The sequence below is a fragment of the Paroceanicella profunda genome, assembly GCF_005887635.2.
Classification (GTDB): Bacteria; Pseudomonadota; Alphaproteobacteria; order Rhodobacterales; family Rhodobacteraceae; genus Paroceanicella; species Paroceanicella profunda.
On sequence record NZ_CP040818.1, the window covers coordinates 702,317 to 725,828 of the forward strand.

A 23,512-nucleotide genomic window follows, 5' to 3' on the forward strand; every position below is an offset into this window, starting at 1 on the left:
CGCGCGCGCGCCGCCGCGCGCCGGCTTTGCCGGAGGGGTTGGGGTGGCAGGGCCGGGGTCATCGCGCGCCCCGCAGCATGGCGATGCGGATGAAGGCGCGTTCGATCAGCGCCAGCGGCGGCGCGCCGGAGGAGGAGCGCAGGGTGAGATCGGTATCGGTGAGCAGCGACAGCACGCGCTCGATGCGCCCGGGCCCCCAGCCGCGCACCTGCCGCAGCAGCGCGTCGCGGCGCGGGCCGAAGACCGGCGGGCGGGCGCGGCCGAGCGCCGCCTCGGGCCCGTCCGGGGCGGCGGCGATGGCGTGGAGCTGGCGGAAATGCCGGGTGGCGGAGATGCAGAGCGTGGTGGCGTTCACCCCCTGCCCCGCCAGCCGCGCCATCTGGCGGCCGATCGCGACCACCTCGCCCTCGGCCACGGCGCGGATCACCTCGTCCAGCCCCGCCTCGGTGGTGGCGGGGGCGCAGAGCGCCACCTCGGCGGCGGTGAGCGGCTCCGGGTCGCCGAGCTTGTAGAGCGCCACATGGGCGAGGACCTGGTTGAAGGCGCCGAGGTCGATCTCGCGCGAGAGCACCACCAGCGCCTCGACCGCATCGGGCTGCGCGGCGGCGAGACCGGCGCGGCGCAGCGCCGTCTCCACCTCGTCGCGCCCCGGCGGGTCGGAGTAGAGCGGGCAGACCACGGCATCGCGGCGCGCCTCGAACATCTTGCGCAGCTTCGAGCGCGCGGCCAGAACGCCGGCGGTGACGATGAGGAAGGCGTCCGCCCCCGGGCGGGTGGCATCCAGCGCCTCGGCGATGATGTCGGTAAGCCCGTCGGTCGCGTCCTCCAGCAGCACGACACGCTGGCCGGGGAAGAAGCCCTGCGCGCGCAGGGCGTCCTGCAGGCGGGCGGGGTCGGTGCGCAGGGAGGCGCCGTCGAACCGCTCCAGCCGCATCTCCGCCTCGCCCTCGGGCCCGACAAGGGCGGCCACGGCCTCGGCGCGCTTCACGTCCACGGCGATCGCGTCGGCGCCGTAGACGAGGCAGCCTGCGCGAGAGACGTCCGGCCGGGCAAGGAATGCCGCGATCTCGCGTCCCTTCAGCTTCACGTCGGCAGCGCGTCCGCCTGCGCGGCGATGCGGGTGATCACCCGCTCGGCGAGGTCCTCGGCGATGCGGCGCTCCGCGTCGCGCTGGGCGATCCGGGTGGCGTAGACCGAACCGGTGGCGGAATAGGCCGAGTAGCTGTCCACCGTGCCGGAGAACACCGGCTCGGCCGTGCCCGGAACGGTGAGGGTGAAAGTGGCGACGCCGGTGAGATTGTAGCGCGTGGTCGCGTTGTCCTCGGCGATGGCGAGGCCGGTGGAGGTGACGCGGATGCGGCTGTCCAGCCGGTAGCGCGGGGCGCCCTCCGGCGCGCCGAGGCGGCGGCGCAGGTGGTCGCGGTAGGCGTAGGTCATCCGGTCCGGCGTCTCGCCGCGGGTGACATCGCCGACGGCGATGCGCCCCTGCAACGCCCGCGCCGGCGAGCCCTCGCCATACATCGGGCGGAAGCCGCAGCCGCCCAGGGCGAGCAGGCCCAGCAGCAGGCCCCGGCGGGAGAGAGGGAGCGGGGGGCGCTCAGACCACGACATTGACGATCCGCCCCGGCACCACGATGAGCTTGCGCGGCGCGGCACCTTCGAGATAGCGCCGCACCGTCTCGTCAGCCATCACCATGGCCTCGATCGCGGCGCGGTCCGCATCGGCCGGCACGGCGATGTCGCCGCGCTTCTTGCCGTTGATCTGGATGGGCAGCGTGACCGTGTCCTCCTTCAGCAGGCTCTCGTCCAGCTCCGGCCAGGGCGTGTCGGTGAGCATCCCCTCGCAGCCGAGATGGGCCCAGATCTCCTCCGCGAGATGCGGGGTCATCGGGGCCATCAGCCGGGCCATCACCTGCATCGCCTCGATGCGCGCGGCCCGCGGCGCGGAGCTCTTCGCCACGGCGTTGGTGAATTCGTAGAGCTTCGCCACCGCCTTGTTGAAGGCGAAGCCCTCGATGCCGGCGGTCACATCGGCAATGGCACGGTGCGCGGCCCGGCGCAGGGCAAGCGCCTCCTCATCCCCTCCGGCGGAGGGGAGTTCGTCGGCGCCGGCCGCCTCCGCGGCCAGCCGCCAGACCCGCTGCAGGTGGCGCCAGGCCGCCTCGGCGCCCGACGCGGTCCACTCCACGTCGCGCTCCGGCGGGCTGTCGGACATCACGAACCAGCGCGCGGTGTCCGCGCCGTACTGGTCGATGATGTCCACCGGGTCCACCACGTTCTTCTTCGACTTCGACATCTTGATCGACGGGCCGACGCTGACCGGCGCCCCGCCCTCGCGCAGGCGGGCGGTGCCGTCCTCCGCGATCTCGATCTCCTCGGGGGTGTGCCAGACGGTACGCCCGGCCTCCGAGAGGGTGGAATAGGTCTCGTGGGTGACCATGCCCTGCGTGAACAGCGCGTTGAACGGCTCGATCGCGCTCTCCGGCAGATGCCCGGTGCGCGCCATCGCCCGGGCGAAGAAGCGCGAGTAGAGCAGATGCAGGATCGCGTGCTCGATGCCGCCGATGTACTGGTCGACGTTCATCCAGTAGGCGGCGTCCTCGGCCACGGTGGGCGTGTCGGCGCGCGGCGCGGTGAAGCGGGCGAAGTACCACGAGCTGTCCACGAAGGTGTCCATCGTGTCGGTCTCGCGCTGCGCGGGCGCGCCGCAGGCGGGACACGGCACGTCGCGCCAGGTGGGGTGGCGGTCCAGCGGATTGCCGGGCTGGTCGAAGGACGCGTCCTTCGGCAGTTCCACCGGCAGGTTCTCCTTCTTCTCCGGCACCACGCCGCAGGAGGGACAGTGCACCACCGGGATGGGGCAGCCCCAGAAGCGCTGGCGGCTCACGCCCCAGTCGCGCAGGCGGAAGTTCACCTTCAGCGCGCCCTGGCCCTGGGCGGCCATGCGGCGCGCCACCTCGGCCTTGGCGGCCTCGATGGTCATGCCGTCGAGGAAGCCGGAATTGATGATGCGGCCGGTGTCGGTGAAGGCGGTCTCGCCGATCACGAACTCGTCCACCAGCTGGTTCTCCGGGCAGACCACGGGCGTGACGGCGAGCCCATACTTGCGGGCGAAGTCGAGGTCGCGCTGGTCATGCGCCGGGCAACCGAAGATGGCGCCGGTGCCGTAATCCATCAGGATGAAATTTGCGACAAAGACCGGCAGTTCCTTCGAGGAATCAAACGGATGCACCACGCGGATGCCGGTGTCGAAGCCGCGCTTCTCCGCGGTCTCCAGCGCCTCCTCGGAGGTGCCTATGCGCCGGCACTCGGCATTGAAGGCGGCAAGCTCCGGGTTGCCCTCCTCCAGCGCGCGGGCCAGCGGATGATCCGGCGAAATGCCGGCAAAGCTGGCGCCGAAGATCGTGTCGGGGCGGGTGGTGTAGACCTCCAGCTCGGCGAAGCCCTCCGGCGCGCCGAGCGTGGCGAAGCGGAACTGCAGGCCCTCGGAGCGGCCGATCCAGTTCGCCTGCATCAGGCGCACCTTCTCCGGCCAGCTGGCGAGCGTGCCGATCGCCTCCAGCAGTTCCTCGGAGAAATCTGAGATGCGGAAGAACCACTGGGTGAGCTCGCGCCGCTCCACCAGCGCGCCGGAGCGCCAGCCGCGGCCGTTCTCCACCTGCTCGTTGGCGAGCACGGTCATGTCCACCGGGTCCCAGTTCACCACGGAGTTCTTCCGGTAGGCGAGGCCGGCCTCCATCATGTCGATGAACATCGCCTGCTGCTGGCCGTAATACTCCGGATCGCAGGTGGCGAGCTCACGCGCCCAGTCCAGGCTCAGGCCCAGCGGCTTGAGCTGGGCCTTCATCGTCCCGATGTTCTGGTAGGTCCAGTCCATCGGACTGACCTTCTTCTCCATCGCGGCGTTCTCGGCCGGCAGGCCGAAGGCATCCCAGCCCATGGGGTGCAGCACATTGAAGCCGCGGGCCCGCTTGTAGCGCGCCACCACGTCGCCCATCGTGTAGTTGCGCACGTGGCCCATGTGGATGCGCCCGGAGGGATAGGGGAACATCTCGAGGACGTAGTACTTCTCTCGCGACGGGTCGCGCTCGGCGTGGAAGGAGCCGGCCGCCTCCCAGGCGGCCTGCCACTTCGGTTCGGTCTCACGGGCATTGTAGCGGGACATGGCGGTCGGACCCCGGGTCGTATCTGGTCGGCGGGCCGGATCGGCCCGACTGGAACTGCGGCGTCGGGCCTCAGCCCTGCTGCTCGGCCTCGGCAATGCGCAACTGGCGGGCGCGGGTGAGGATCGAATCCTCGATCTGCCGCGGCACCTCCTCCTGCACCGGGGCGCTCACCCAGGTGTTGCCGTCCCGCACCTCGCGGAACACGGCCACGCGCAGCGTGTCGGTGGTCAGACGTTCGTCGGAGATGAACACGGTGACCTTGAAGCGCTCGTTGGCGGCGCCCTGGGCCGTGCCCCAGTCCGTAACGATCACGCCGGAGAACGGGTCGGTGGAGGAGAGCGGCAGGAAGGAGAGCGTCTCGAGGGCGCCCTTCCAGATGTACTTGTTCACCTTGAGGGACTGGCCGGTGTTCTCCTGGTCGCTGCCGCCGGAGAAGATGTCCCCCACGGTCGACCCGTCGGTGCCCACCGCGTCGTCACCCAGGCCACGAGCCTGCGCCTCCGAACGGCTGAGGATCCGGCTGTTGCTGCTCCCGGTCGACCCGGAATCGCCGCAGGCCGCCAGAAGGGTCATCACCCCCACACATGCAAATGCAAACTTTCCCGGCACACTGGTCATCGCCACGTCGGATCTCCCACCTTTCGCGTATGGGGCCCGTCTTAATCGGTCCCCGCACGGTGAACAAGCCATTTGCCCCTGCGGGCCCCCCGCCTCCGCCGAACGTGACTGTGGCGCTGCGGTTACAGTCAGTCTGAAGATTCCGCTAACATGTGAAGGCGCTTGACCCAAAAGCTCATTTCCCGCGATTTTACGCCTGCTCCACCCGGATCGAACCGGATCGGGGACAACCTTAACCTACGAGGGACACGATGAAAAAAGTTCTCTTCGCTTCGACCGCGCTGGTGGCTGCCTCCCTGGGCTCCGCTTCTTTCGCGGCCGAGCCGATCACTGGCTCTGTTGGCGGCTACATGATGATGGGTCTCGTCTACATGGACGAGCAGGGTGACGAAATTGGCGTCCTTCGTGATGGCGAAATCCATCTCGGCTGGAAGGGCACCTCGGACAACGGCCTGACCTTCGACGGCCGCATCGAGCTCGAAGCCTACACGACCGGCGACCAGATCGACGAAAACTGGGCCCGCGTTTCGGGTACCTTCGGCTCGGTCATGATCGGTTCGGACGACTCCGCGTCCAACGCGATGGAAAAGGGCGTGTTCTACGGCGCCGGTTCCCGCGTCGGTTACTGGGACTCGTTCTACTCGGCCATGTACACCTCCATGGGCGGCGACGTTCCGGTGATCCGCTACACCACCCCGAACATCTCCGGCTTCTCCGCCGCGATCGACTGGGCGCCGAACTCCTCGGCTGATGGTTCGCGCGACAACAACCTCGTCTTCGGCAACTACGAAGACGGCAGCGATGCCGATGGCCAGCGCTGGTCGGTTGGTGCGAAGTACGAAGGTGAGTTCGACGGTGTCGGCTTCGGCATCGGCGCCGGCTACCTCGACGGCGACGCGGACGTCTACGACGATGGCCGTTGGCACGTCGGTGGTGAAGTGTCCTACGTCGGCTTCTCGGTCGGTGTGCACTACGACTCCGCCGGTTGGGCATGGGTCGGGCCGGCTGGCTTCTCCGGCTACGACGACTCGCTCGCCGTCGGCATGCAGTACGAGACCGGTCCCTGGACCTTCGGTGCTGGCTGGGCCTTCGCCCTCGCCGGCCCGGACGCCAACAACTACGGCGCATGGGTCACCTACGCGATCGCTCCGGGCGTGACCGGTACCCTCGGCTACGAAGGCAACGATGTTGGCGAGTACAACACCGTCTTCCGCGAGTCCGAGAACATGGTGACCGGCTACCTCCGCGTCGCGTTCTGATCTCAACCATCTCACGATGGTTTGAAGGCGGGCCCTCAGGGCCCGCCTTTTGCGTTCATCGTGCCTGATTTTGCTGCGGCGTTAAGCAGTTGGTACAATTCAAGCCGCTAACTGCACTCCAGACTGGCCTTCACGATCCCATGAAGGGACATCACAATAACTTGCGTTTACGCGACTATCTTGATATCGCATCCACTGCGTGTGGAGGCCATTGCCTCTCGCGCAAGTTATCCTATGGAGAGCAGACAATGGTAATCAGAAGTGTCGTGGCAGCGACCATTCTGGCCGGCGGGTCGGCGACGGCGAGCTTCGCCGCCGAGCCCATCACCGGTTCGGTTGGCGGATACATGAACTTCGGGCTGGCCTACCAGTCCGACAACGGCGACGAGATCGGCGTCCTGCGGGATGGCGAGATCTGGCTCGGCTGGAAGGGCACGTCCGACAACGGCCTGACCTTCGACGGCCGTGTGGAGCTTGAAGCCTACACCACCGAAGACCAGATCGACGAGAACTGGGCCCGCGTCTCGGGCAACTTCGGTTCGGTCATGATCGGGTCCAACGACGATGCGTCGGACGCCTTCGAGTATGGCTACTTCGAGGCGCCGAGCACCAAGATCGGCTACTTCGATTCGGACGCCAGCGTGATCTACTCGTCCAACGGCGGCGATTCTCCGGCCATCTTCTACACCACGCCGAACATCTCCGGCTTCCAGGCCATGGTCGGCTGGACCCCGGACTACCAGGCCGACGGCCTGGGCAATTCCCAGCACCAGGGCGACAACAACCTGGTGTTCGGCGACGACAGCTCGAAATGGTCCTTCGGCGCCGGCTACTCGGGTGAGTTCAACGGCGTTGAAGTCGACTTCGGCGGTGGCTACTTCACCATCGAGAACGGCCCGGACGCGGCTCAGGGCGGTATCACCGTCACCTACCAGGGCTTCGGCGTTGGCGTGACCTATGACCAGCGCGGCGCGAACGACGGCGAAGACGATGCCATCGCCGTGGGCGCCCAGTATACCACCGGCCCGTGGACCGTGGCCGGCGGCTGGTCGACCGCTCTCAGCGGCGAAGACATGAACGACTACGGCATCTGGGCAACCTATGCCGTCGCCCCGGGCGTCACCGGTACCCTCGGCTACGAGGGCAACGACACCGACGAGGTCGGCGACAACACCGTGATGGGCTACATGCGCGTCGCATTCTGATCTGCCGATCGGGCATTTCAGGGCAAAGGGGGAGCGGGCCGGGGCCTGCTCCCCTTTTTCTTTGCGCCGCGGGCCGCTAGAAACGGGGGCAACGCAGCCGCCGGAGGCCCTCCCCCATGTCCCTGTCCGATATCCTCGCCCGCATCGAAACCGCCCGCCACACCGCCGGCCGCGGCCCGGTCACGCTGGTGGCCGTGTCCAAGGTCCAGCCGGATGCGCGGGTCGAGGCGGTGCTGGAACAGGGCCAGCGCGTGTTCGGCGAGAATCGGGTTCAGGAGGCGGCGGGCAAGTGGCCCGGCTTCCGGGAGCGGTTCGCGGGCATCGAGCTCCACCTGATCGGCCCGCTGCAGACCAACAAGCTGCGCCAGGCGCTGGACCTGTTCGACGTGATCCAGTCCGTCGACCGGCCCAAGCTTGCGCGCCTGCTGGCCGAGGAGGCCCAGGCCCGCGGCACCTGCCCCGACCTGTTCATCCAGGTGAATACCGGCGAGGAACCGCAGAAGGCCGGCGTGCTGCCCGCCGAGGCGGATGCCTTCATCGCCCAGGTGCGCGACGACTACGGCCTGCCGCTGAAGGGCCTGATGGTGATTCCCCCGGTGGACGAGGAGCCCAGCCTGCATTTCGCCCTGCTGGCAAAGATCGCGCAGCGCAACGGGCTCGAGGGGTTGTCGATGGGCATGAGCAGCGATTTCGAGAGCGCCATCGCCCTCGGCGCCACGCATGTCCGGGTGGGATCGGCGCTGTTCGGAGACCGCGTTACCGGATGATCACCCGGCTGCGCGGGCTCCAGCGCGACAGGATCCAGCCGAGATCCGCGCGCCGGAAGGCGACGCAGCCCGCCGTGGGCTTGCGCGGCCCGCGCCAGACATGCAGGAAGATGGCGCTGCCCGCCCCCGCCACGGCCACCGGCCAGTTGTAATCCAGCACCGCCACGAGGTCGTAGAGCCCGTCCGGCCGGCGCAGCGCCTCATGAGACTGCGGGTGCGGGGCGCGGACGGCGGAATTGTAGGCCGGGTCCGCCGGGTCATCGGACCAGAGGTCCCGCGGGCCGATGGGCCGGGCACCGGGCGGAACGCCGCCCCGGTCCGGCCGGGCCATCACCGCGCCGACATGCCAGAGCCCACGCGGGGTGATGCCGTCGCCCTCGCCGCGCTTCTCGCCGATGCCGCCACGCCCCAGCGCGCAGGGAAAGGTCCGGCCGAGGAAGCGCGCGCCCCAGCGTCCCACCACCAGGTCCGTCACGCGCGGGGTCACAGCAGGTGGCCGCTCTTTGCCGCCTTCACCGCGAGGTACCCACGGTTGTGCGGGTTCTCGCCCACGCGCAGCGGCACGCGCTCGGCCACCGCCACGCCGGCGCCTTCCATCATCGACACCTTGCGCGGGTTGTTCGTCATCAGCCGCACCGCGGAGAACCCCATGCGCTTGAGGATCTCCGCGCCGATGCGGAAATCGCGCTCGTCATCCTCGAAGCCGATGCGATGGTTGGCCTCCACCGTGTCGAACCCCTGGTCCTGCAGGGAGTAGGCGCGCATCTTGTTGGCAAGGCCGATGCCCCTGCCCTCCTGGTTGAGGTAGAGCAGGACGCCGGCGCCCTCGGCGCCGATCTGGGCCAGCGCGGCGCGCAGCTGCGGCCCGCAATCGCACTTCAGCGAGCCGATGAGATCGCCGGTGAAACAGGCCGAATGCAGGCGCGAGAGCACCGGCTGGCGGCGGTCCGGCGTGCCGATCTCCACCGCGTAATGCTCCTCGCCGCCGTTGCGCGGCCGGAAGACATGCACGCGCCCGGCTTCCGACACCTCCAGCGGCACGCGCGCGTCGGCCACCGGCTCCAGCGCCATAGCCTCGGGCTGGGCCCGGGCCACGTCGGCGACCGAGAGCTGGCACAGCCCCGCCTCCAGCGCGCGCGCCTCCAGCCCCGCCCCGCCGACGAGGGTCACCGCCGCCGGCAACAGGTGCGCCTGCTTGGCCAGGTGCACCGCCACGCGCGCGAGCGCGGCATCGCCGCCGCGCCGGGTGGCATAGGGGCCCTTCATCGGCATCTTCAGGTCGGAGGCCGGGTCGGCCGTGGCGCGCAGCCAGGCCGCGGCCACGTCCGCCGGCACCGCGATGCGGGCAATGTCGCCGTCATAGGCCCGGGCCCGCAGTGTCTCGGCCCGGCGCGCGGTCACCACCACGTCGATCTCCCCGCCCAGAGAGCGCAGCTCGGCCAGCCGGTCCGCCGTCAGGGTCTCGGCGGCAAGCGCCAGCAGACGGGCCTCGCCGGCGCGCAGCAGCACGGGCAGCCCGATGCGGAAATCGGCCTGCGCCCGCGCCACGCGCTCTTCGGCGCTGAGATGAAATGTCATGAGCGGACCCCGCATCCGAACCAGCGTGCACCACCAGCACCGGACCGATATAGGCGCTTGCCCGGGAAAGTGAAACAATTGCACGGGTGGCAACACGCTTGCGTGACATTCATGTACATACCCTTGCTCAGGCCGTCCGGCGACAGATGTGATCACCATGACGAAACGCTTCCGTGACTGGGGAATGACATGAGCACGCTGCGCAAGATCCTGCTGGTTGACGACGAGGCCGACCTCCGGGAGGCCCTCGCCGACCAACTCGTTCTCACCGATGATTTCGACGTGTTCGAGGCCGGAAACGGCGCCGAGGCACTGGAGAAGGTCAAGGAGCAGACCTATGACCTCGTGGTTCTCGACGTCGGCCTGCCCGATCTCGACGGCCGCGAGCTGTGCCGGCTCATGCGCAAGAACGGGGTGAAATGCCCGATCCTGATGCTCACCGGCCACGCGTCGGATTCCGACACCATCCTGGGGCTGGACGCCGGCGCGAACGATTACGTCGCCAAGCCTTTCCGCTTCCCGGTGCTGCTGGCGCGCATCCGCGCGCAGCTGCGCCAGCACGAGCAGTCGGAGGACGCGGTCTTCGCCATCGGGCCCTACTCCTTCCGCCCCTCCACCAAGATGCTGATGGACGAGCGCGACCAGAAGATCCGCCTCACCGAGAAGGAAACCTCCATCCTCAAGTATCTCTATCGCGCCGATGACCGCGTGGTCAGCCGCGACACGCTGCTTCACGAGGTCTGGGGCTACAATGCCGGGGTCACCACCCACACGCTGGAGACGCACATCTACCGCCTGCGGCAGAAGATCGAGCCGGACCCGGCCAATGCACGCATCCTGGTCACCGAGTCCGGCGGCTACCGCCTGGTGCCGTGAGGCACGGCCAGCCCTCAGAAACCCATACCGCCTGACAGAAAAGCCGCTGCGGGACCGCGGCGGGGCTTGACCGCCCAGGCGCCCGGACGCACGATATGCATGCACCCGACGATCCCCAGGTTCGCGGTGCAGTCTTCGGCCCACCCCCTCACCGGGCCGGAAACCCCTCGCAGGGTGGACGCCCGACGGCCCCAGACCGTCGGGCGCTTTCCGTCTTGAGGCCGGGGCCTTACCGGGCCATTATCCGCGCCCAACAGCCGGAGACCCCCATGACCGTCACGATCTGCACCTGGAACATCAATTCCGTTCGCCTGCGCGAGCCCATCGTGCGCCGTCTGCTCGAAGAGGAGGCGCCGGACATCCTGTGCCTGCAGGAAACCAAGTCCCCGGTGGAGAAGCTGCCGCTGGAGGGATTCGCGTCCCTGGGCTACACCCATGCCATCGCCCGCGGCCAGAAGGGCTACAACGGCGTGGCCATCCTCTCGCGCCTGCCGATGGAGGACGCCGGCCAGCGCGACTTCTGCGCCAAGGGCGACGCGCGCCATGTCGCCGGGCGGCTGGCCGACGGCACGCTGATCCACAATTACTACATCCCCGCCGGCGGCGACGAGCCGGACCCGGCGGTGAATGCGAAGTTCGAGCACAAGCTCGCCTTCCTCACCGAGATGCGGGACTGGTTCAGCGCCGAGCCGCCGGTGCGCTCGGTGCTGGTGGGCGACCTCAACATCGCCCCGCGCGAGGATGACGTCTGGTCGCACAAGGCGCTGCTGAAGGTGGTCTCGCACACGCCGGTGGAGGTGGAGCACCTGGCGGCGGCGCAGGCGGCCGGGAACTGGGTGGACATCACCCGGCAGCACATCCCCGAGGGGCTGCTCTACTCCTGGTGGTCCTACCGCGCGAAGGACTGGGACGCGGCGGACAAGGGCCGCCGGCTGGACCATGTCTGGGCCACGCCCGACATCGCGCCCCTCGCCTCCGGCAGCCGGATCCTGCGCGACGCGCGCGGCTGGACCCAGCCCTCCGACCATGCCCCGGTCTTCGCGACCTTCGACATCTGAGGAGCCGCCATGATCGAGAGTGTCGTCGAGGGCCCGGTCGCCCGCATCACCCTCGCCCGCCCCGAGCGCCACAACGCGCTCGACCGCGAGGCGATGGCGGCGCTGACGGCCGAGCTGGACCGGCTCGCCGCCCTGCCGGAGCTGCGCGCGCTGGTGCTCACCGGCACCGGGCGCAGCTTCTGTTCCGGCGCGGCGCTGGACGGGCTGGCCGCGGACTGGACACGCAACCCCCTCACCGCGCTGTGCGACCGGCTGGAAGCCTTCCCGCGCCCCACCGTCTGCGCCCTGAACGGCGGGGCCTACGGCGGCGGCGTGGAACTGGCCCTCGCCTGCGATTTCCGCATCGGCGTGGAAGGGATGCGCCTGTTCGTGCCGCCCGCGAAACTGGGCATCCACTACGAGCCGGCCGGCATCTCGCGCGCGCTGCGCGTGATGGGCCAGCAGGCCACCCGGCGGCTGTTCCTGCTGGCAGAGACCTTCGGCGACACGGCGCTGCGCGACCTCGGCTTCCTCGACCACCTGGTGGCCCCGGAGGCGCTGGGGCCGCGCGTGGAGGCGCTGGTGGAGGAGATCGCGGCGCTCGCGCCCCTCGCCGTCTCCGGAATGAAGCGCACCATCACCGAGCTTGCCACCGGCACGCTGGACGCGGAGGCCGCGCGCGGGCGCATCGCCGCCTGCTTCGCCTCCGCCGATCATGCCGAGGGGCTGGCCGCGATGCGCGACAAGCGCACGCCGCGGTTCACCGGCGCCTGACCCATCGCCGCCGCCTGCCGGGGTGTTCCGACCCCTGCAATCGGCCCCGATCAACCCCACGCCGCCCGGCGTGAAAATACCAGACAGGACTCGCGACTGATTCCGCCCCCACTGCTTGCAGGCCGCAGTTGCGCCGCCTATATCGGCGTTGACTCCGATGCTCCTCACAACCATGTGAGGGGCCCTCAGGGATGGGGCCGGGGGGCCGTAACGGACCCGGGCTCCGGAATCGCCGCGTAAAGGAAAGGATGCAGATTCATGGGTAAAGTTATCGGTATCGACCTCGGGACCACCAACTCCTGTGTCGCCATCATGGACGGCGCGAAGCCCCGCGTCATCGAGAATTCCGAGGGTGCGCGCACGACGCCTTCGATGGTCGGTTTCACCGACGACGAGCGTCTGGTCGGCCAGTCGGCCAAGCGCCAGGCCGTCACCAACCCGACCAATACGCTGTTTGCCGTCAAGCGCCTGATCGGCCGCCGGATCGACGATCCGATGGTGACCAAGGACAAGGGCATGGTGCCCTACAACATCGTCGACGGTGGCAACGGCGACGCCTGGGTGGAAGTGAAGGGCGACAAGTACAGCCCCTCCCAGGTCTCCGCCTTCATCCTGCAGAAGATGAAGGAAACCGCCGAGAGCTATCTCGGTGAGGACGTCACCCAGGCCGTGATCACCGTTCCGGCCTATTTCAACGACGCCCAGCGTCAGGCCACCAAGGACGCCGGCAAGATCGCCGGTCTCGAGGTGCTGCGCATCATCAACGAGCCGACGGCCGCCGCACTGGCCTACGGCCTCGACAAGGAAGGTGGCAAGACCATCGCGGTCTACGACCTCGGCGGCGGCACCTTCGACATCTCGATCCTGGAGATCGACGACGGCCTGTTCGAGGTGAAGTCCACCAACGGTGACACCTTCCTCGGCGGCGAAGACTTCGACATGCGCATCGTCGAGTACCTCGCCGGCGAGTTCAAGAAGGAGCACGGCGTCGACCTCACCAAGGACAAGCTCGCGCTGCAGCGCCTGAAGGAAGCCGCGGAGAAGGCGAAGATCGAGCTCTCCTCCTCGACCCAGACCGAGATCAACCAGCCGTTCATCTCGATGGACCCGAAGACCTCGACCCCGCTTCACCTGGTGCTCAAGCTCACCCGTGCGAAGCTCGAGGGCCTCGTGGAGGACCTGATCCTGCGCTCGATGAAGCCCTGTGCGGCGGCGCTGAAGGATGCGGGCCTGACCAAGAACGAGATCGACGAGGTCGTGCTCGTCGGCGGCATGACCCGCATGCCCCGCGTGATCGAGGAAGTGTCGAAGTTCTTCGGCAAGGAAGCCCACAAGGGCGTGAACCCGGACGAGGTCGTGGCGCTCGGCGCCGCCATCCAGGCCGGCGTGCTGCAGGGTGACGTGAAGGACGTGGTCCTGCTGGACGTGACCCCGCTCTCGCTGGGCATCGAGACGCTGGGCGGCGTGTTCACCCGGCTGATCGACCGCAACACCACGATCCCGACCAAGAAGAGCCAGATCTTCTCCACCGCCGACGACAACCAGTCGGCCGTGACGATCCGGGTGTTCCAGGGCGAGCGCGAGATGGCGGCGGACAACAAGCTCCTCGGCCAGTTCAACCTCGAGGACATCCCGCCGGCGCCGCGCGGCATGCCGCAGATCGAGGTCGCCTTCGACATCGACGCGAACGGCATCGTCTCCGTGTCCGCCAAGGACAAGGGCACGAACAAGGAGCAGAAGATCACCATCCAGGCCTCCGGCGGTCTCTCCGACGACGACATCGAGAAGATGGTCAAGGAAGCCGAGGCGAATGCCGAGGGCGACAAGGTGCGCCGCGAGCTGGTGGAGGCGAAGAACCACGCCGAAAGCCTGATCCACGCCACCGAGAAGTCGCTCAAGGAGCATGGTGACAAGGTCGACGCCGAGACCAAGGGCGCGATCGAGACTGCCCTGACCAGCCTGCGCGAAGCCACTGCCACGGAAGATCTGGAGGACATCAAGGCCAAGACCCAGGCGCTGATGGAAGCCTCCATGAAGCTCGGCGAGGCGATCTACAAGGCGCAGGGCGAGGCCGGTGACGGCTCCGAGGAAGCCTCCGCCCAGTCCGACGGCGGCAAGGATGACGTGGTCGACGCTGACTATGAGGACGTCGACAGCGACAAGAAGCAGAACTGAGGCCAGTCGGGCGGCACCCGTGAGACCGGGTGCCGCCCCCGCAAGGGGCCTTTGATGGACCGCATTCCGACCACAGACCAGATGCCTTTCGGAGACCATGCCCTGCCCGGCGTGGTCGATTCGCTTCGGCGGATGGCCGATCACATGCCCGACGGCAGGCTGGGCCTCTGGGGCGTGTCGCTGCTGCGCAAGCTCTGCCTGGCCGGGCGGGAGGCGCCGTTCGACGTGACGGTGTTCGGCAGCCAGAAGGTGCGCCTGCACCCGGGCGACAACCGCTGCGAGAAGCGCGCCTTCGCCGGCATCCACCTGTGGGACGCGGAGGAACGCGACTTCCTCGACACCCTGGTGGCGCGGGCGGAGGGCGATTTCTGCTTCGTCGACGCCGGTGCGAACGTGGGGCTCTACACCCTCTCCGTGCGCGCCGCCTGCCAGGCCCGCGGCGTGGCGCTGAAGGCGGTGGCGGTGGAGCCGGACCCGGTGAATGCCGGGCGGCTGCGCTTCAACCTCGCCGCCTCCGGTGCATCGGACGTGGTGCATGCCCCGGTGGCCCTTGGCGCGGAGGCCGGCAGCGTGCGCTTCGCCTCCGGCGGCCTGTCGAACCGCGGCGAGGCGCGGGTGGCGGAGAGCGGTGACTTCGAGGTGCCGATGCGCCCGCTGCTCGACGTGGTGCGCGATGCGGGGCTGCCCCGGATCGACGCGATGAAAATGGATATCGAAGGGGTGGAGCTGCCGGTTCTCACCGCCTTCCTCGCCCATGCCCCCGTGGCGCTCTGGCCCGGGCATGTGGTTCTCGAAACCGGCCGAGGGCCCGAGAGCGAGCCGGTCCGCCTGCTCGTGTCCCGTGGCTACGCTCCCGTGCTGCGCACCGGGATCAACACCATTCTCAGCCTGCAGGCCCGGCCTGCACGGCAGCAGGAGCCGACCGATGTCGAAACGTGATCTGTACGAAATTCTCGGCGTGTCGAAGGGCGCGTCCGAAGCCGAGCTGAAGAAGGCCTACAAGAAGAAGGTCATGGAGTTTCACCCCGACCGGAACCGCGACAACCCTGACGCGGAGACGAAGTTCAAGGAGGTGAACGAGGCCTACGACATCCTCAAGGACAGCCAGAAGAAGGCGGCCTACGACCAGTTCGGCCACGCGGCCTTCGAGGGCGGCATGGGCGGCCCGCGCGGCGGCGGCAACGCGGATTTCTCCTCCGCCTTCTCCGACGTGTTCGACGACCTGTTCGGCGATTTCATGGGCGGCGGCGGTGGCCGGCGGCGCGGCGGCAACCCGCGCGCCACCCGCGGCTCGGACCTGCGCTACAACCTCTCCATCTCGCTGGAAGAGGCGATGTCGGGCAAGCAGGCCAGCCTGCAGGTGCCCGGTTCCACCGCCTGCGACGCCTGCTCGGGAACGGGAGCTGCCGGCGGCAGCGAGCCCTCCACCTGCCCCACCTGCTCGGGCATGGGCAAGGTGCGCGCGCAGCAGGGCTTCTTCACCATCGAGCGCACCTGCCCCACCTGTGCGGGCCAGGGCCAGATCATCAAGAACAAGTGCACCGAATGCGGCGGCTCCGGCCGGCAGGAGCGCGTGCGCTCGCTGAATGTGAACATCCCCGCGGGTGTGGAGACCGGCACGCGGATCCGGCTCGCCGGCGAGGGCGAGGCGGGCCTGCGCGGCGGGCCGTCGGGCGATCTCTACATCTTCATCCAGGTGGCCGAGCATCCGATCTTCGAGCGCGACGCGCAGAACCTGCATTGCCGGGTGCCGCTGTCGATGGTCACCGCCTCGCTGGGAGGCGAGATCGAGGTGCCCACGCTGGACGGCGGACGCACCAAGGTGAAGGTGCCCGAGGGCGTGCAGTCCGGCAAGTTGCTGCGCCTGCGCGGCAAGGGCATGCCGGCGCTGCGCGGCGGCCCGGCGGGCGATCTCTATCTGGAGCTTGCGGTGGAAACGCCGGTCAACCTCTCCGCGCGCCAGAAGGAACTCATGCGCGAGTTCGAGAAGGCCGGGCGGGACAACAATCCCGAGGCCACCGACTTCCTCTCGAAGGTCAAGCGCTTCTGGGACGGCATGACCAACTGATCCGCCGCCCCCTCCACCGGAGGGGGCAGACCGGCACACGGCCCCGGCCCCCCGGGTGTCCAGACGGCCGACCGCTGATACACTGGTCGGATACGGGTCGGAATTGTCAGATACGGTTACTGGTCCGCTACGGGTCGGACCTGCGCCGGACAGGGCCCTGCATCTCGCGAAGCTGTCCGGCGGATGCGGTGTATCTCCCGGGGCTTACCGGGCAACCGCAACGGCGTGTCATTCTCCGCGCCCGGGGGGCACGGGGCAGGTGTCAGCGGCGCAGACGCTGCGCGTTGGACCGGGTCTTGTTGCCGAACGGCACGAGCGCGGCGCGCATCATGCCCGCCGGGCTGCCGCCACCGAGGGCCACGCCCGCGGCCGCGTTCACCGACTTCACGAAAGTCTCGTGCTTTTCCATCACCATACGGGTCATCTCCGTGTTGGTCATGGTGCCGTTGGCCATCAGCATGTTGCGCCGCAGGATCACTTCGCTGGCTGAGACAGCGATGGCGACGTTGAGTTGGGAAATCTCGAGGACATCCCGGTAGAGGGACATGCTGTCAACGAAAGAGAACATCTTGGTGCTCCGGTTATTGTGCACTGCACTATATGTGCCGATATGCGAATAATCCAGTAACGTGCACGCAGATCGCCTCTGCCGGGATTCGGGCTTGCATCGCCCGGGGCACAGGCGTATAGACATTTTTCAACAGCGGCGGGAGGCCTCCGGGGCCTTCCACCACCGGGAAGACGAACGGGCCGCGAGCCCGTTTTTTTGTTTTCGGAGAAGGACGCCCGTGACGGATCTTGTTGCCAAGGCTGCATTCGACCGCAAGCTTGCCGAATTGCTGCGCCCCACGATCGAGGGCATGGGCTTCGGCCTCGTGCGCCTGCGGTTGATGTCGGGAAAGAAGACCACCCTGCAGGTGATGGCCGAACGCCCGGACGGCTCGATGGAAGTCGAGGATTGCGCGACGCTCTCGCGCGCCCTGTCCGCCGTGCTTGACGTGGAAGACCCCATCCAGGGGGAATATGCGCTCGAAGTGTCCTCGCCGGGGATCGACCGGCCGCTCACCCGCCTGTCGGATTTCGACCGCTGGCAGGGCTGGGAGGCGAAGCTTGAGACTTCCGAGCTCATCGAGGGCCGCAAGCGCTTCAAGGGCATTCTCGCCGGGATCGAGGGCACCGAGGTGCTGATCGAGATCGACGAGGGCACGATCGGGCTGGAGTTCGAGTGGCTCTCCGATGCCCGGCTGGTGCTGACGGATGACCTGATCGCGGAATCCCTCAAGGGCCGCAAGGGCTTCGACGAAGACGAATTCGACGAGGTCGTGGAGACCGACGATGATGAACCAGACGAACCCGAACGGCGGGAGGATGCATAGATGAGCTCGACTGTCAGCGCCAACAGGCTTGAACTGCTCCAGATCGCCGAAGCGGTCGCACGCGAGAAGCTGATCGAACCGGAACTCGTCATCGAGGCGATGGAAGACAGCCTCGGCAAGGCCGCGCGCTCGCGTTACGGCGCCGAGTACGACATCCGCGCCCATATCGACCGCCGCTCCGGCGAACTGTCGATGTCGCGGGTTCGCGAAGTGGTCGAGGAGGTGGAGAATCACTTCACCGAGATGACCCTCGAGGAAGCCCGGGCGAAGAACCCCGAGGCCGAGATCGGCGCGATCATCGCCGACCCCCTGCCCACGCTGGACCTGGGCCGCATCGCGGCGCAGTCGGCCAAGCAGGTCATCGTGCAGAAGGTCCGCGAGGCCGAGCGCGAGCGCCAGTACGACGAATTCAAGGACCGCATCGGCACCATCATCAACGGGCTGGTCAAGCGCGTGGAATACGGCAACGTCATCGTGGACGTGGGCCGGGGCGAGGCGATCATCCGCCGCGACCAGATGATCCCGCGCGAGGCCTACCGCAACGGCGACCGCATCCGCGCCTATGTGAAGGACGTGCGCCAGGAAACCCGTGGCCCGCAGATCTTCCTCAGCCGCACCGCGCCGGAGTTCATGGCCGCGCTGTTCAAGATGGAAGTGCCTGAAATCTATGACAATGTCATCGAGATCAAGGCCGTGGCCCGTGACCCGGGCAGCCGCGCCAAGATCGGCGTGATCTCCTATGACCATTCGATCGACCCGGTCGGCGCCTGCGTGGGCATGCGCGGCAGCCGTGTGCAGGCCGTCGTGGCCGAGCTTCAGGGCGAGAAGATCGACATCATTCCGTGGACGGAAGACACCGCGACCTTCCTGGTGAACGCGCTGCAGCCCGCCGAGGTCTCCAAGGTGGTGATCGACGAGGACAGCGAGCGCATCGAGGTCGTGGTGCCGGACGACCAGCTCTCGCTGGCCATCGGCCGCCGCGGCCAGAACGTGCGCCTCGCCTCCCAGCTCACCGGCTGGGACATCGACATCATGACCGAGGCCGAGGAGAGCGAGCGCCGCCAGGCCGAGTTCGCCGTCCGCTCCAAGATGTTCATGGATTCGATGAACGTGGACGAGATGGTGGCGCAGCTTCTGGTGTCCGAGGGGTTCACATCGCTCGAAGAAGTCGCATATGTCGAGATGGATGACCTGCTCTCCATCGACGGCTTCGACGAGGAGACCGCCGAGGAGCTGCAGGCCCGTGCCCGCGAGAGCCTCGAAGAGCTCAACAACCAGGCCACCGAGAAGGCCAGGGAGCTTGGCGTCGAGGAGAGCCTGTTTGCATTCGAGGGCCTGACACCCCAGATGTTGGTGGCGCTCGGCACCGAGGGCATCAAGACCCTCGAGGACTTTGCCACCTGCGCGGACTGGGAGCTGGCCGGCGGGTATACCACCGTCGACGGCAAGCGCGTGAAGGATGACGGCATCCTCGAGACATTTGACATGTCCCTGGAAGAAGCGCAGACCCTCGTGATGTCGGCCCGCCTCGCGCTTGGCTGGGTGACCGAGGAAGACCTCGCCGCACAGGCCGAGGCAGATGCGGCGCCCGCCGCGGGCGATGACACCGAGGAGGCGGCCGGGGTCTGACCCGGCCGAAAGGCACGATGACCCGGGGCGGTCGAACCAAGGATCGGGACGGCCCCGAACGACGCTGCATCGCGACCGGCGCTTCTGGCGACACCGGCGCGATGATCCGTTTCGTCGTGGGCCCCGAAGCCGAGATCGTTCCCGATCTCGCGGAGCGGTTGCCCGGCCGGGGCATCTGGCTCAGCGCCAGCCGCGAGGCCGTGGCGCGGGCCGTGAAGAAGAACCTGTTCTCGCGCGCTGCGCGGACCCAGGTGCGGATACCGGAGGGGCTGACCGAGACGCTCGAAGCGCTCATCGCCCGCCGGCTGATCGATCATCTGGCCCTTGCCCGCAAGGCTGGGCTGGCACTTGCCGGGCATGACAAGGTGAAGGCCCGGCTCAAATCGGGGCCCGTTGCCGCGCTCATCGAGGCGTCGGACGGATCCGAGCAAGGAAGAGCCAGATTGCGGCCCATGGCCGGCGAGGCCCCGCGCATCGCCTGTCTGACCGGGTCCGAATTGGGTTTGGCATTTGGACGCGATCATGTGATACATGCGGCGCTCGACGCCGGCGGGGTCACGGATCGGATCCTGAGAGAAGCAGCCCGGCTTTCCGGGCTCCGAGACTGTGCAGCGCCATCCGGGCCGCTGCAACATGATGATGACGGGGCCAAGGACGGGCCCGAAGCGATAGGTTGACATGAGCATGAGTGACACCACTGGCGGCGACAACAAGGGCGGCAAAATGGGGCCTCGGGGCTCTGGCGACCGAGTGCGCCAGAGCTTCTCCCACGGCCGCTCCAAATCCGTCGTGGTCGAGAAGAAGCGCAAGTTCGTGCTTGCGCCGAAACCGGGAGCCGCGCCTGCGGCTCCGGTGGAGGCCAAGCCGGCTGCGGCCAAACCCGCCGCGACACCCACACCGGCAACCCCGGCCCCCAGCGCCGCCGCCACGCCGGCGCCGCAGGCCCAGGCTGCACGGCCGGCGCCCGCCGGCCAGCCCTCCCCGGCGACCCGCTCCGCCCCCGGCGGCGCCCGTCCTGCCGGCGGCAGCGCGGCCAAGCCGCGTGGACGCGTGCAGGGCAAGGGCCAGATGCTGCGCACCCTCTCCGAGGAAGAATACGCCCGCCGCCTGAAGGCGCTCGAGGCCGCGAAGGCCAACGAGGCCGAGCGGCGCAAGCACGAGGCCGAGGAAGAGAAGCGGCGCATCGAGGAGATGGAGAAGCTTCGCGAGGAGCGGGACGCCCGTGAGCGCGAGGAGCGTGAGCGCGAGATCCGCCGTGAGCGCGAGGAAGCCGCTGCCCGTGAGGTTGCCGAAGCCGAGGCGCGCCGCGTCGAGGAAGAGAAGGCCCGCACCGAGGCCCGCGCTGCCCGCACCGCGACCACCACGCCGAAGGCCGCGGCCCCCGAGGCCGTTCCCGGCCGTGCTCCGCGTGGCACCGAGGTGCCGGGCGACGACCGTGCGCCCCGTGGCGCCACGCCGGTTGCCCCGCGCCGCGAGCGCCCGGCCGGCGAGGACCGTCCGGGTGGCAAGGCCGCCAAGACCGACAACCGCCGCAACACCGGCAAGCTGACCATCAACCAGGCCCTCGCGGGCGGCGACGGTGCCGGGCGCCAGCGGTCCATGGCGCAGATGCGCCGCCGCCAGGAGCGCGAGAAGCGCAAGATGTTCGGCGCCAACGAGCCGCGCGAGAAGGTGGTGCGCGACGTGCGCCTGCCCGACGCCATCACCGTGCAGGAGCTCGCCAACCGCATGGCCGAGCGGACTGCCGATGTGGTGAAGTGGCTGATGCAGAACGGCATCATGGCCACCCAGAACCAGGCGATCGACGTCGAGACTGCGACCCTCATCATCGAGGAATTCGGCCACAAGGTCATCCGGGTCTCCGACTCGGATGTGGAGGACGCCATCGAGACGACCGAAGATGCCCCCGAGGCGCTGGAGCCCCGCGCTCCTGTCGTCACGATCATGGGTCATGTCGACCACGGCAAGACCTCGCTGCTGGACGCGATCCGCAAGACCTCCGTGGTCTCCGGGGAAGCCGGCGGCATCACGCAGCACATCGGCGCCTACCAGATCACCCTCGACTCCGGTGCGAAGATCACCTTCCTCGACACCCCGGGCCACGCCGCCTTCACCTCCATGCGGGCCCGTGGCGCGCAGGTGACGGACATCGTGGTGCTGGTGGTCGCGGCGGATGACAGCGTCATGCCGCAGACCATCGAGGCCATCGCCCATGCGAAGGCGGCCGGCGTGCCGATGATCGTCGCGATCAACAAGATCGACAAGCACGAGGCCGACGCCCAGCGGGTGCGCGTCCAGCTGCTCCAGCACGAGGTGGTCGTGGAAGCGATGTCGGGCGACGTGCTCGATGTCGAGGTCTCCGCCCACACCGGCAAGGGGCTGGACACGCTGCTAGAGAACATCGCCCTGCAGGCCGAGCTTCTGGACCTGCGCGCCAACCCCGACCGCCCCGCCGAGGGCGCGGTGATCGAGGCCAAGCTCGACACGGGCCGCGGCCCGGTGGCCACGGTGCTCGTGCAGCGCGGCACCCTGCGTCGCGGCGATGTCTTCGTCGTCGGCGAGCAGTGGGGCAAGGTGCGCGCCCTGATGAACGACCAGGGCGACCGGGTCGACGAGGCCGGCCCCTCGGTGCCCGTGGAGGTTCTCGGCCTCAACGGCACGCCGGAAGCCGGTGATACGCTGAACGTGGTCGAGAGCGAGGCCAAGGCCCGCGAGATCGCCGATTACCGTGCCCGCCTCAACAAGGATCGCCAGGCCGCCGCCGGCGCCCGCGGGTCGCTCGAGACGCTGCTGGCCCAGGCCAAGGCGGATTCGAACGTGGCCGAGCTGCCCGTCGTGGTGAAGGGCGACGTGCAGGGCTCCGTCGAGGCCATCGTCCAGGCGATGGAGAAGGTCGGCAACGAGGAGGTCCGTGTCCGGGTGCTGCATTCCGGCGTCGGCGCGATCACCGAGTCCGACGTGACCCTGGCCGAGGCCAGCGGCGCGCCGATCATCGGCTTCAACGTCCGTGCCAACGCCCCGGCGCGCGAGTCCGCGCACCAGAAGGGCGTCGAGATCCGCTACTACTCGATCATCTACAACCTCGTGGATGACATCAAGGCAGCAGCCTCGGGCCTGCTCTCGCCGGAGGTGAAGGAAAGCTTCATCGGCTACGCGGCGATCAAGCAGGTGTTCAAGGTCACGGGCGTCGGCAAGGTCGCCGGTTGCGAGGTCACCGAAGGTGTCGCCCGCCGCGATGCCGGTGTCCGCCTGCTGCGCGACAACGTCGTGGTCCACGAGGGCAAGCTGAAGACCCTGAAGCGCTTCAAGGACGAAGTCCGCGAGGTCCGCGCCGGTCAGGAATGCGGCATGGCCTTCGAGAACTACGACGATATCCGCGAAGGCGACGTCATCGAGATCTTCACCACCGAGGAAATCGAGCGCACGCTCGACTGATCCGGCCGGACGAGGATCGTCAGACACGAAAAGGGCGCCGTTTCACCGGCGCCCTTTTTCATTGAGCGGCGCCCGCCCCTTCCCCCACAGGGCTGACCCGAGGGCCGGACCAGCACCACCTGCCGGCCGCAGACCTCCCCCTCCGCATACACACCCGACCGCGCAGCCTCCGCGCCCCCGCGCCGGGCGGCCGAAGGCTCACCGCCGCCCGTCAGCGACAAGGCCAGACACGCGTCGATCAGGCACCAGGCAACGTAAGGATCGGGGAGCAGGCGCCTGTTCGGAAGGAAGCGCCTGATCGGAGGGAAGCGCCTGATCGGAGGGAAGCGCCTGCTCGGAGGGAAGCGCCTGTTCGGAGGGAAGCGCCTGTTCGGAGGGAAGCGCCTGTTCGGAGGGAAGCGCCTGTTCGGAGGGAAGCGCCTGTTCGGAGGGAAGCGCCTGTTCGGAGGGAAGCGCCTGCCTCGGAGGGGGCACGGCCCCCGCCTCGGTAGGCGCGTCGTGCCCTGCGGGCCTTCCGGCCAGCGTCACCCGCCGCGCCCGCGCCCGGCC

The 23,512-nt window shown here is 68.5% G+C and carries 20 protein-coding genes; 13 read left to right on the forward strand and 7 right to left on the reverse strand.

The window, feature by feature from the left end:
* Nucleotides 1–58: 58 nt before the first annotated feature.
* The 4 genes from holA to FDP22_RS03155 form a co-directional block, all read right to left on the reverse strand.
* Entirely contained in the window at nucleotides 59–1,087 is a 1,029-nt protein-coding gene (gene holA / locus FDP22_RS03140; protein ID WP_138577602.1) for a DNA polymerase III subunit delta, read from the reverse strand.
* Nucleotides 1,084–1,611 (reverse strand): LPS assembly lipoprotein LptE, encoded by a 528-nt coding sequence (lptE, locus tag FDP22_RS03145; RefSeq protein ID WP_138577600.1) that lies wholly within the window; start codon nucleotides 1,609–1,611, stop codon nucleotides 1,084–1,086. The genes holA and lptE overlap by 4 nt, the downstream gene beginning before the upstream one ends.
* A complete protein-coding gene (gene leuS, locus FDP22_RS03150; protein WP_138577598.1) occupies nucleotides 1,598–4,165 on the reverse strand; it encodes a leucine--tRNA ligase in 2,568 nt (855 codons plus the stop codon). Before leuS ends, lptE begins: the two co-directional genes overlap by 14 nt.
* A gap of 70 nt (nucleotides 4,166–4,235) precedes the next feature.
* Nucleotides 4,236–4,739, reverse strand: a complete 504-nt coding sequence (locus tag FDP22_RS03155) for a DUF3576 domain-containing protein (protein ID WP_170317573.1) — start codon at nucleotides 4,737–4,739, stop codon at nucleotides 4,236–4,238.
* A gap of 296 nt (nucleotides 4,740–5,035) precedes the next feature.
* Here FDP22_RS03155 and FDP22_RS03160 point away from each other — a divergent pair, with 296 nt between their 5' ends.
* The 3 genes from FDP22_RS03160 (at nucleotide 5,036) to FDP22_RS03170 (ending at nucleotide 8,015) form a co-directional block, all read left to right on the forward strand.
* Nucleotides 5,036–6,043 carry a porin gene (locus tag FDP22_RS03160; protein WP_138577594.1) on the forward strand — a complete coding sequence of 336 codons (1,008 nt, stop codon included), beginning with the start codon at nucleotides 5,036–5,038 and terminating at the stop codon, nucleotides 6,041–6,043.
* 248 nt (nucleotides 6,044–6,291) lie between these two features.
* The gene (locus FDP22_RS03165) at nucleotides 6,292–7,248 is read left to right on the forward strand and encodes a porin (RefSeq protein ID WP_170317574.1); all 957 of its coding nucleotides are present in this window, start codon (nucleotides 6,292–6,294) and stop codon (nucleotides 7,246–7,248) included.
* 116 nt (nucleotides 7,249–7,364) lie between these two features.
* Complete coding sequence (locus FDP22_RS03170) at nucleotides 7,365–8,015, forward strand: YggS family pyridoxal phosphate-dependent enzyme (protein WP_138577590.1); 651 nt, start codon at nucleotides 7,365–7,367, stop codon at nucleotides 8,013–8,015.
* Here the strand turns inward: FDP22_RS03170 and FDP22_RS03175 are convergent.
* On the reverse strand, nucleotides 8,005–8,502 hold the full coding sequence (locus FDP22_RS03175) for a L,D-transpeptidase family protein (protein WP_239031854.1): 498 nt from the start codon (nucleotides 8,500–8,502) through the stop codon (nucleotides 8,005–8,007). The genes FDP22_RS03170 and FDP22_RS03175 overlap by 11 nt on opposite strands.
* Nucleotides 8,499–9,593 (reverse strand): GTP cyclohydrolase II, encoded by a 1,095-nt coding sequence (gene ribA, locus FDP22_RS03180; RefSeq protein ID WP_138577588.1) that lies wholly within the window; start codon nucleotides 9,591–9,593, stop codon nucleotides 8,499–8,501. The genes FDP22_RS03175 and ribA overlap by 4 nt, the downstream gene beginning before the upstream one ends.
* A 189-nt stretch (nucleotides 9,594–9,782) precedes the next feature.
* Here ribA and FDP22_RS03185 point away from each other — a divergent pair, with 189 nt between their 5' ends.
* From FDP22_RS03185 to dnaJ, 6 genes are all read left to right on the forward strand, one after another.
* Nucleotides 9,783–10,469: a response regulator transcription factor gene (locus FDP22_RS03185; RefSeq protein ID WP_138577586.1), complete on the forward strand. Its 687-nt coding sequence runs from the start codon at nucleotides 9,783–9,785 to the stop codon at nucleotides 10,467–10,469.
* A 269-nt stretch (nucleotides 10,470–10,738) separates the two neighbouring features.
* Nucleotides 10,739–11,527, forward strand: a complete 789-nt coding sequence (locus FDP22_RS03190; RefSeq protein WP_138577584.1) for an exodeoxyribonuclease III — start codon at nucleotides 10,739–10,741, stop codon at nucleotides 11,525–11,527.
* A gap of 9 nt (nucleotides 11,528–11,536) precedes the next feature.
* Nucleotides 11,537–12,280 (forward strand): enoyl-CoA hydratase/isomerase family protein, encoded by a 744-nt coding sequence (locus FDP22_RS03195; protein ID WP_138577582.1) that lies wholly within the window; start codon nucleotides 11,537–11,539, stop codon nucleotides 12,278–12,280.
* A gap of 258 nt (nucleotides 12,281–12,538) precedes the next feature.
* A complete protein-coding gene (dnaK, locus tag FDP22_RS03200) occupies nucleotides 12,539–14,455 on the forward strand; it encodes a molecular chaperone DnaK (protein WP_138577580.1) in 1,917 nt (638 codons plus the stop codon).
* 54 nt (nucleotides 14,456–14,509) lie between these two features.
* The gene (locus FDP22_RS03205) at nucleotides 14,510–15,394 is read left to right on the forward strand and encodes an FkbM family methyltransferase (RefSeq protein WP_138577578.1); all 885 of its coding nucleotides are present in this window, start codon (nucleotides 14,510–14,512) and stop codon (nucleotides 15,392–15,394) included.
* On the forward strand, nucleotides 15,381–16,523 hold the full coding sequence (gene dnaJ / locus FDP22_RS03210) for a molecular chaperone DnaJ (RefSeq protein ID WP_138577577.1): 1,143 nt from the start codon (nucleotides 15,381–15,383) through the stop codon (nucleotides 16,521–16,523). The genes FDP22_RS03205 and dnaJ overlap by 14 nt, the downstream gene beginning before the upstream one ends.
* A gap of 262 nt (nucleotides 16,524–16,785) precedes the next feature.
* On the opposite strand, the gene FDP22_RS03215 is transcribed toward dnaJ, so the two are convergent.
* On the reverse strand, nucleotides 16,786–17,091 hold the full coding sequence (locus FDP22_RS03215; protein ID WP_138577575.1) for a hypothetical protein: 306 nt from the start codon (nucleotides 17,089–17,091) through the stop codon (nucleotides 16,786–16,788).
* Between the two features lie 220 nt (nucleotides 17,092–17,311).
* Here FDP22_RS03215 and rimP point away from each other — a divergent pair, with 220 nt between their 5' ends.
* From rimP to infB, 4 genes are read left to right on the forward strand one after another with little or no spacing between them, the layout of a single operon-like run.
* On the forward strand, nucleotides 17,312–17,899 hold the full coding sequence (gene rimP / locus FDP22_RS03220) for a ribosome maturation factor RimP (RefSeq protein ID WP_138577573.1): 588 nt from the start codon (nucleotides 17,312–17,314) through the stop codon (nucleotides 17,897–17,899).
* Entirely contained in the window at nucleotides 17,900–19,528 is a 1,629-nt protein-coding gene (gene nusA, locus FDP22_RS03225; RefSeq protein WP_138577571.1) for a transcription termination factor NusA, read from the forward strand. It begins immediately after the preceding gene.
* A 17-nt stretch (nucleotides 19,529–19,545) separates the two neighbouring features.
* On the forward strand, nucleotides 19,546–20,205 hold the full coding sequence (locus FDP22_RS03230; protein ID WP_138577569.1) for an RNA-binding protein: 660 nt from the start codon (nucleotides 19,546–19,548) through the stop codon (nucleotides 20,203–20,205).
* A gap of 7 nt (nucleotides 20,206–20,212) precedes the next feature.
* A complete protein-coding gene (gene infB, locus FDP22_RS03235; protein ID WP_170317575.1) occupies nucleotides 20,213–22,963 on the forward strand; it encodes a translation initiation factor IF-2 in 2,751 nt (916 codons plus the stop codon).
* Nucleotides 22,964–23,512: the final 549 nt, after the last annotated feature.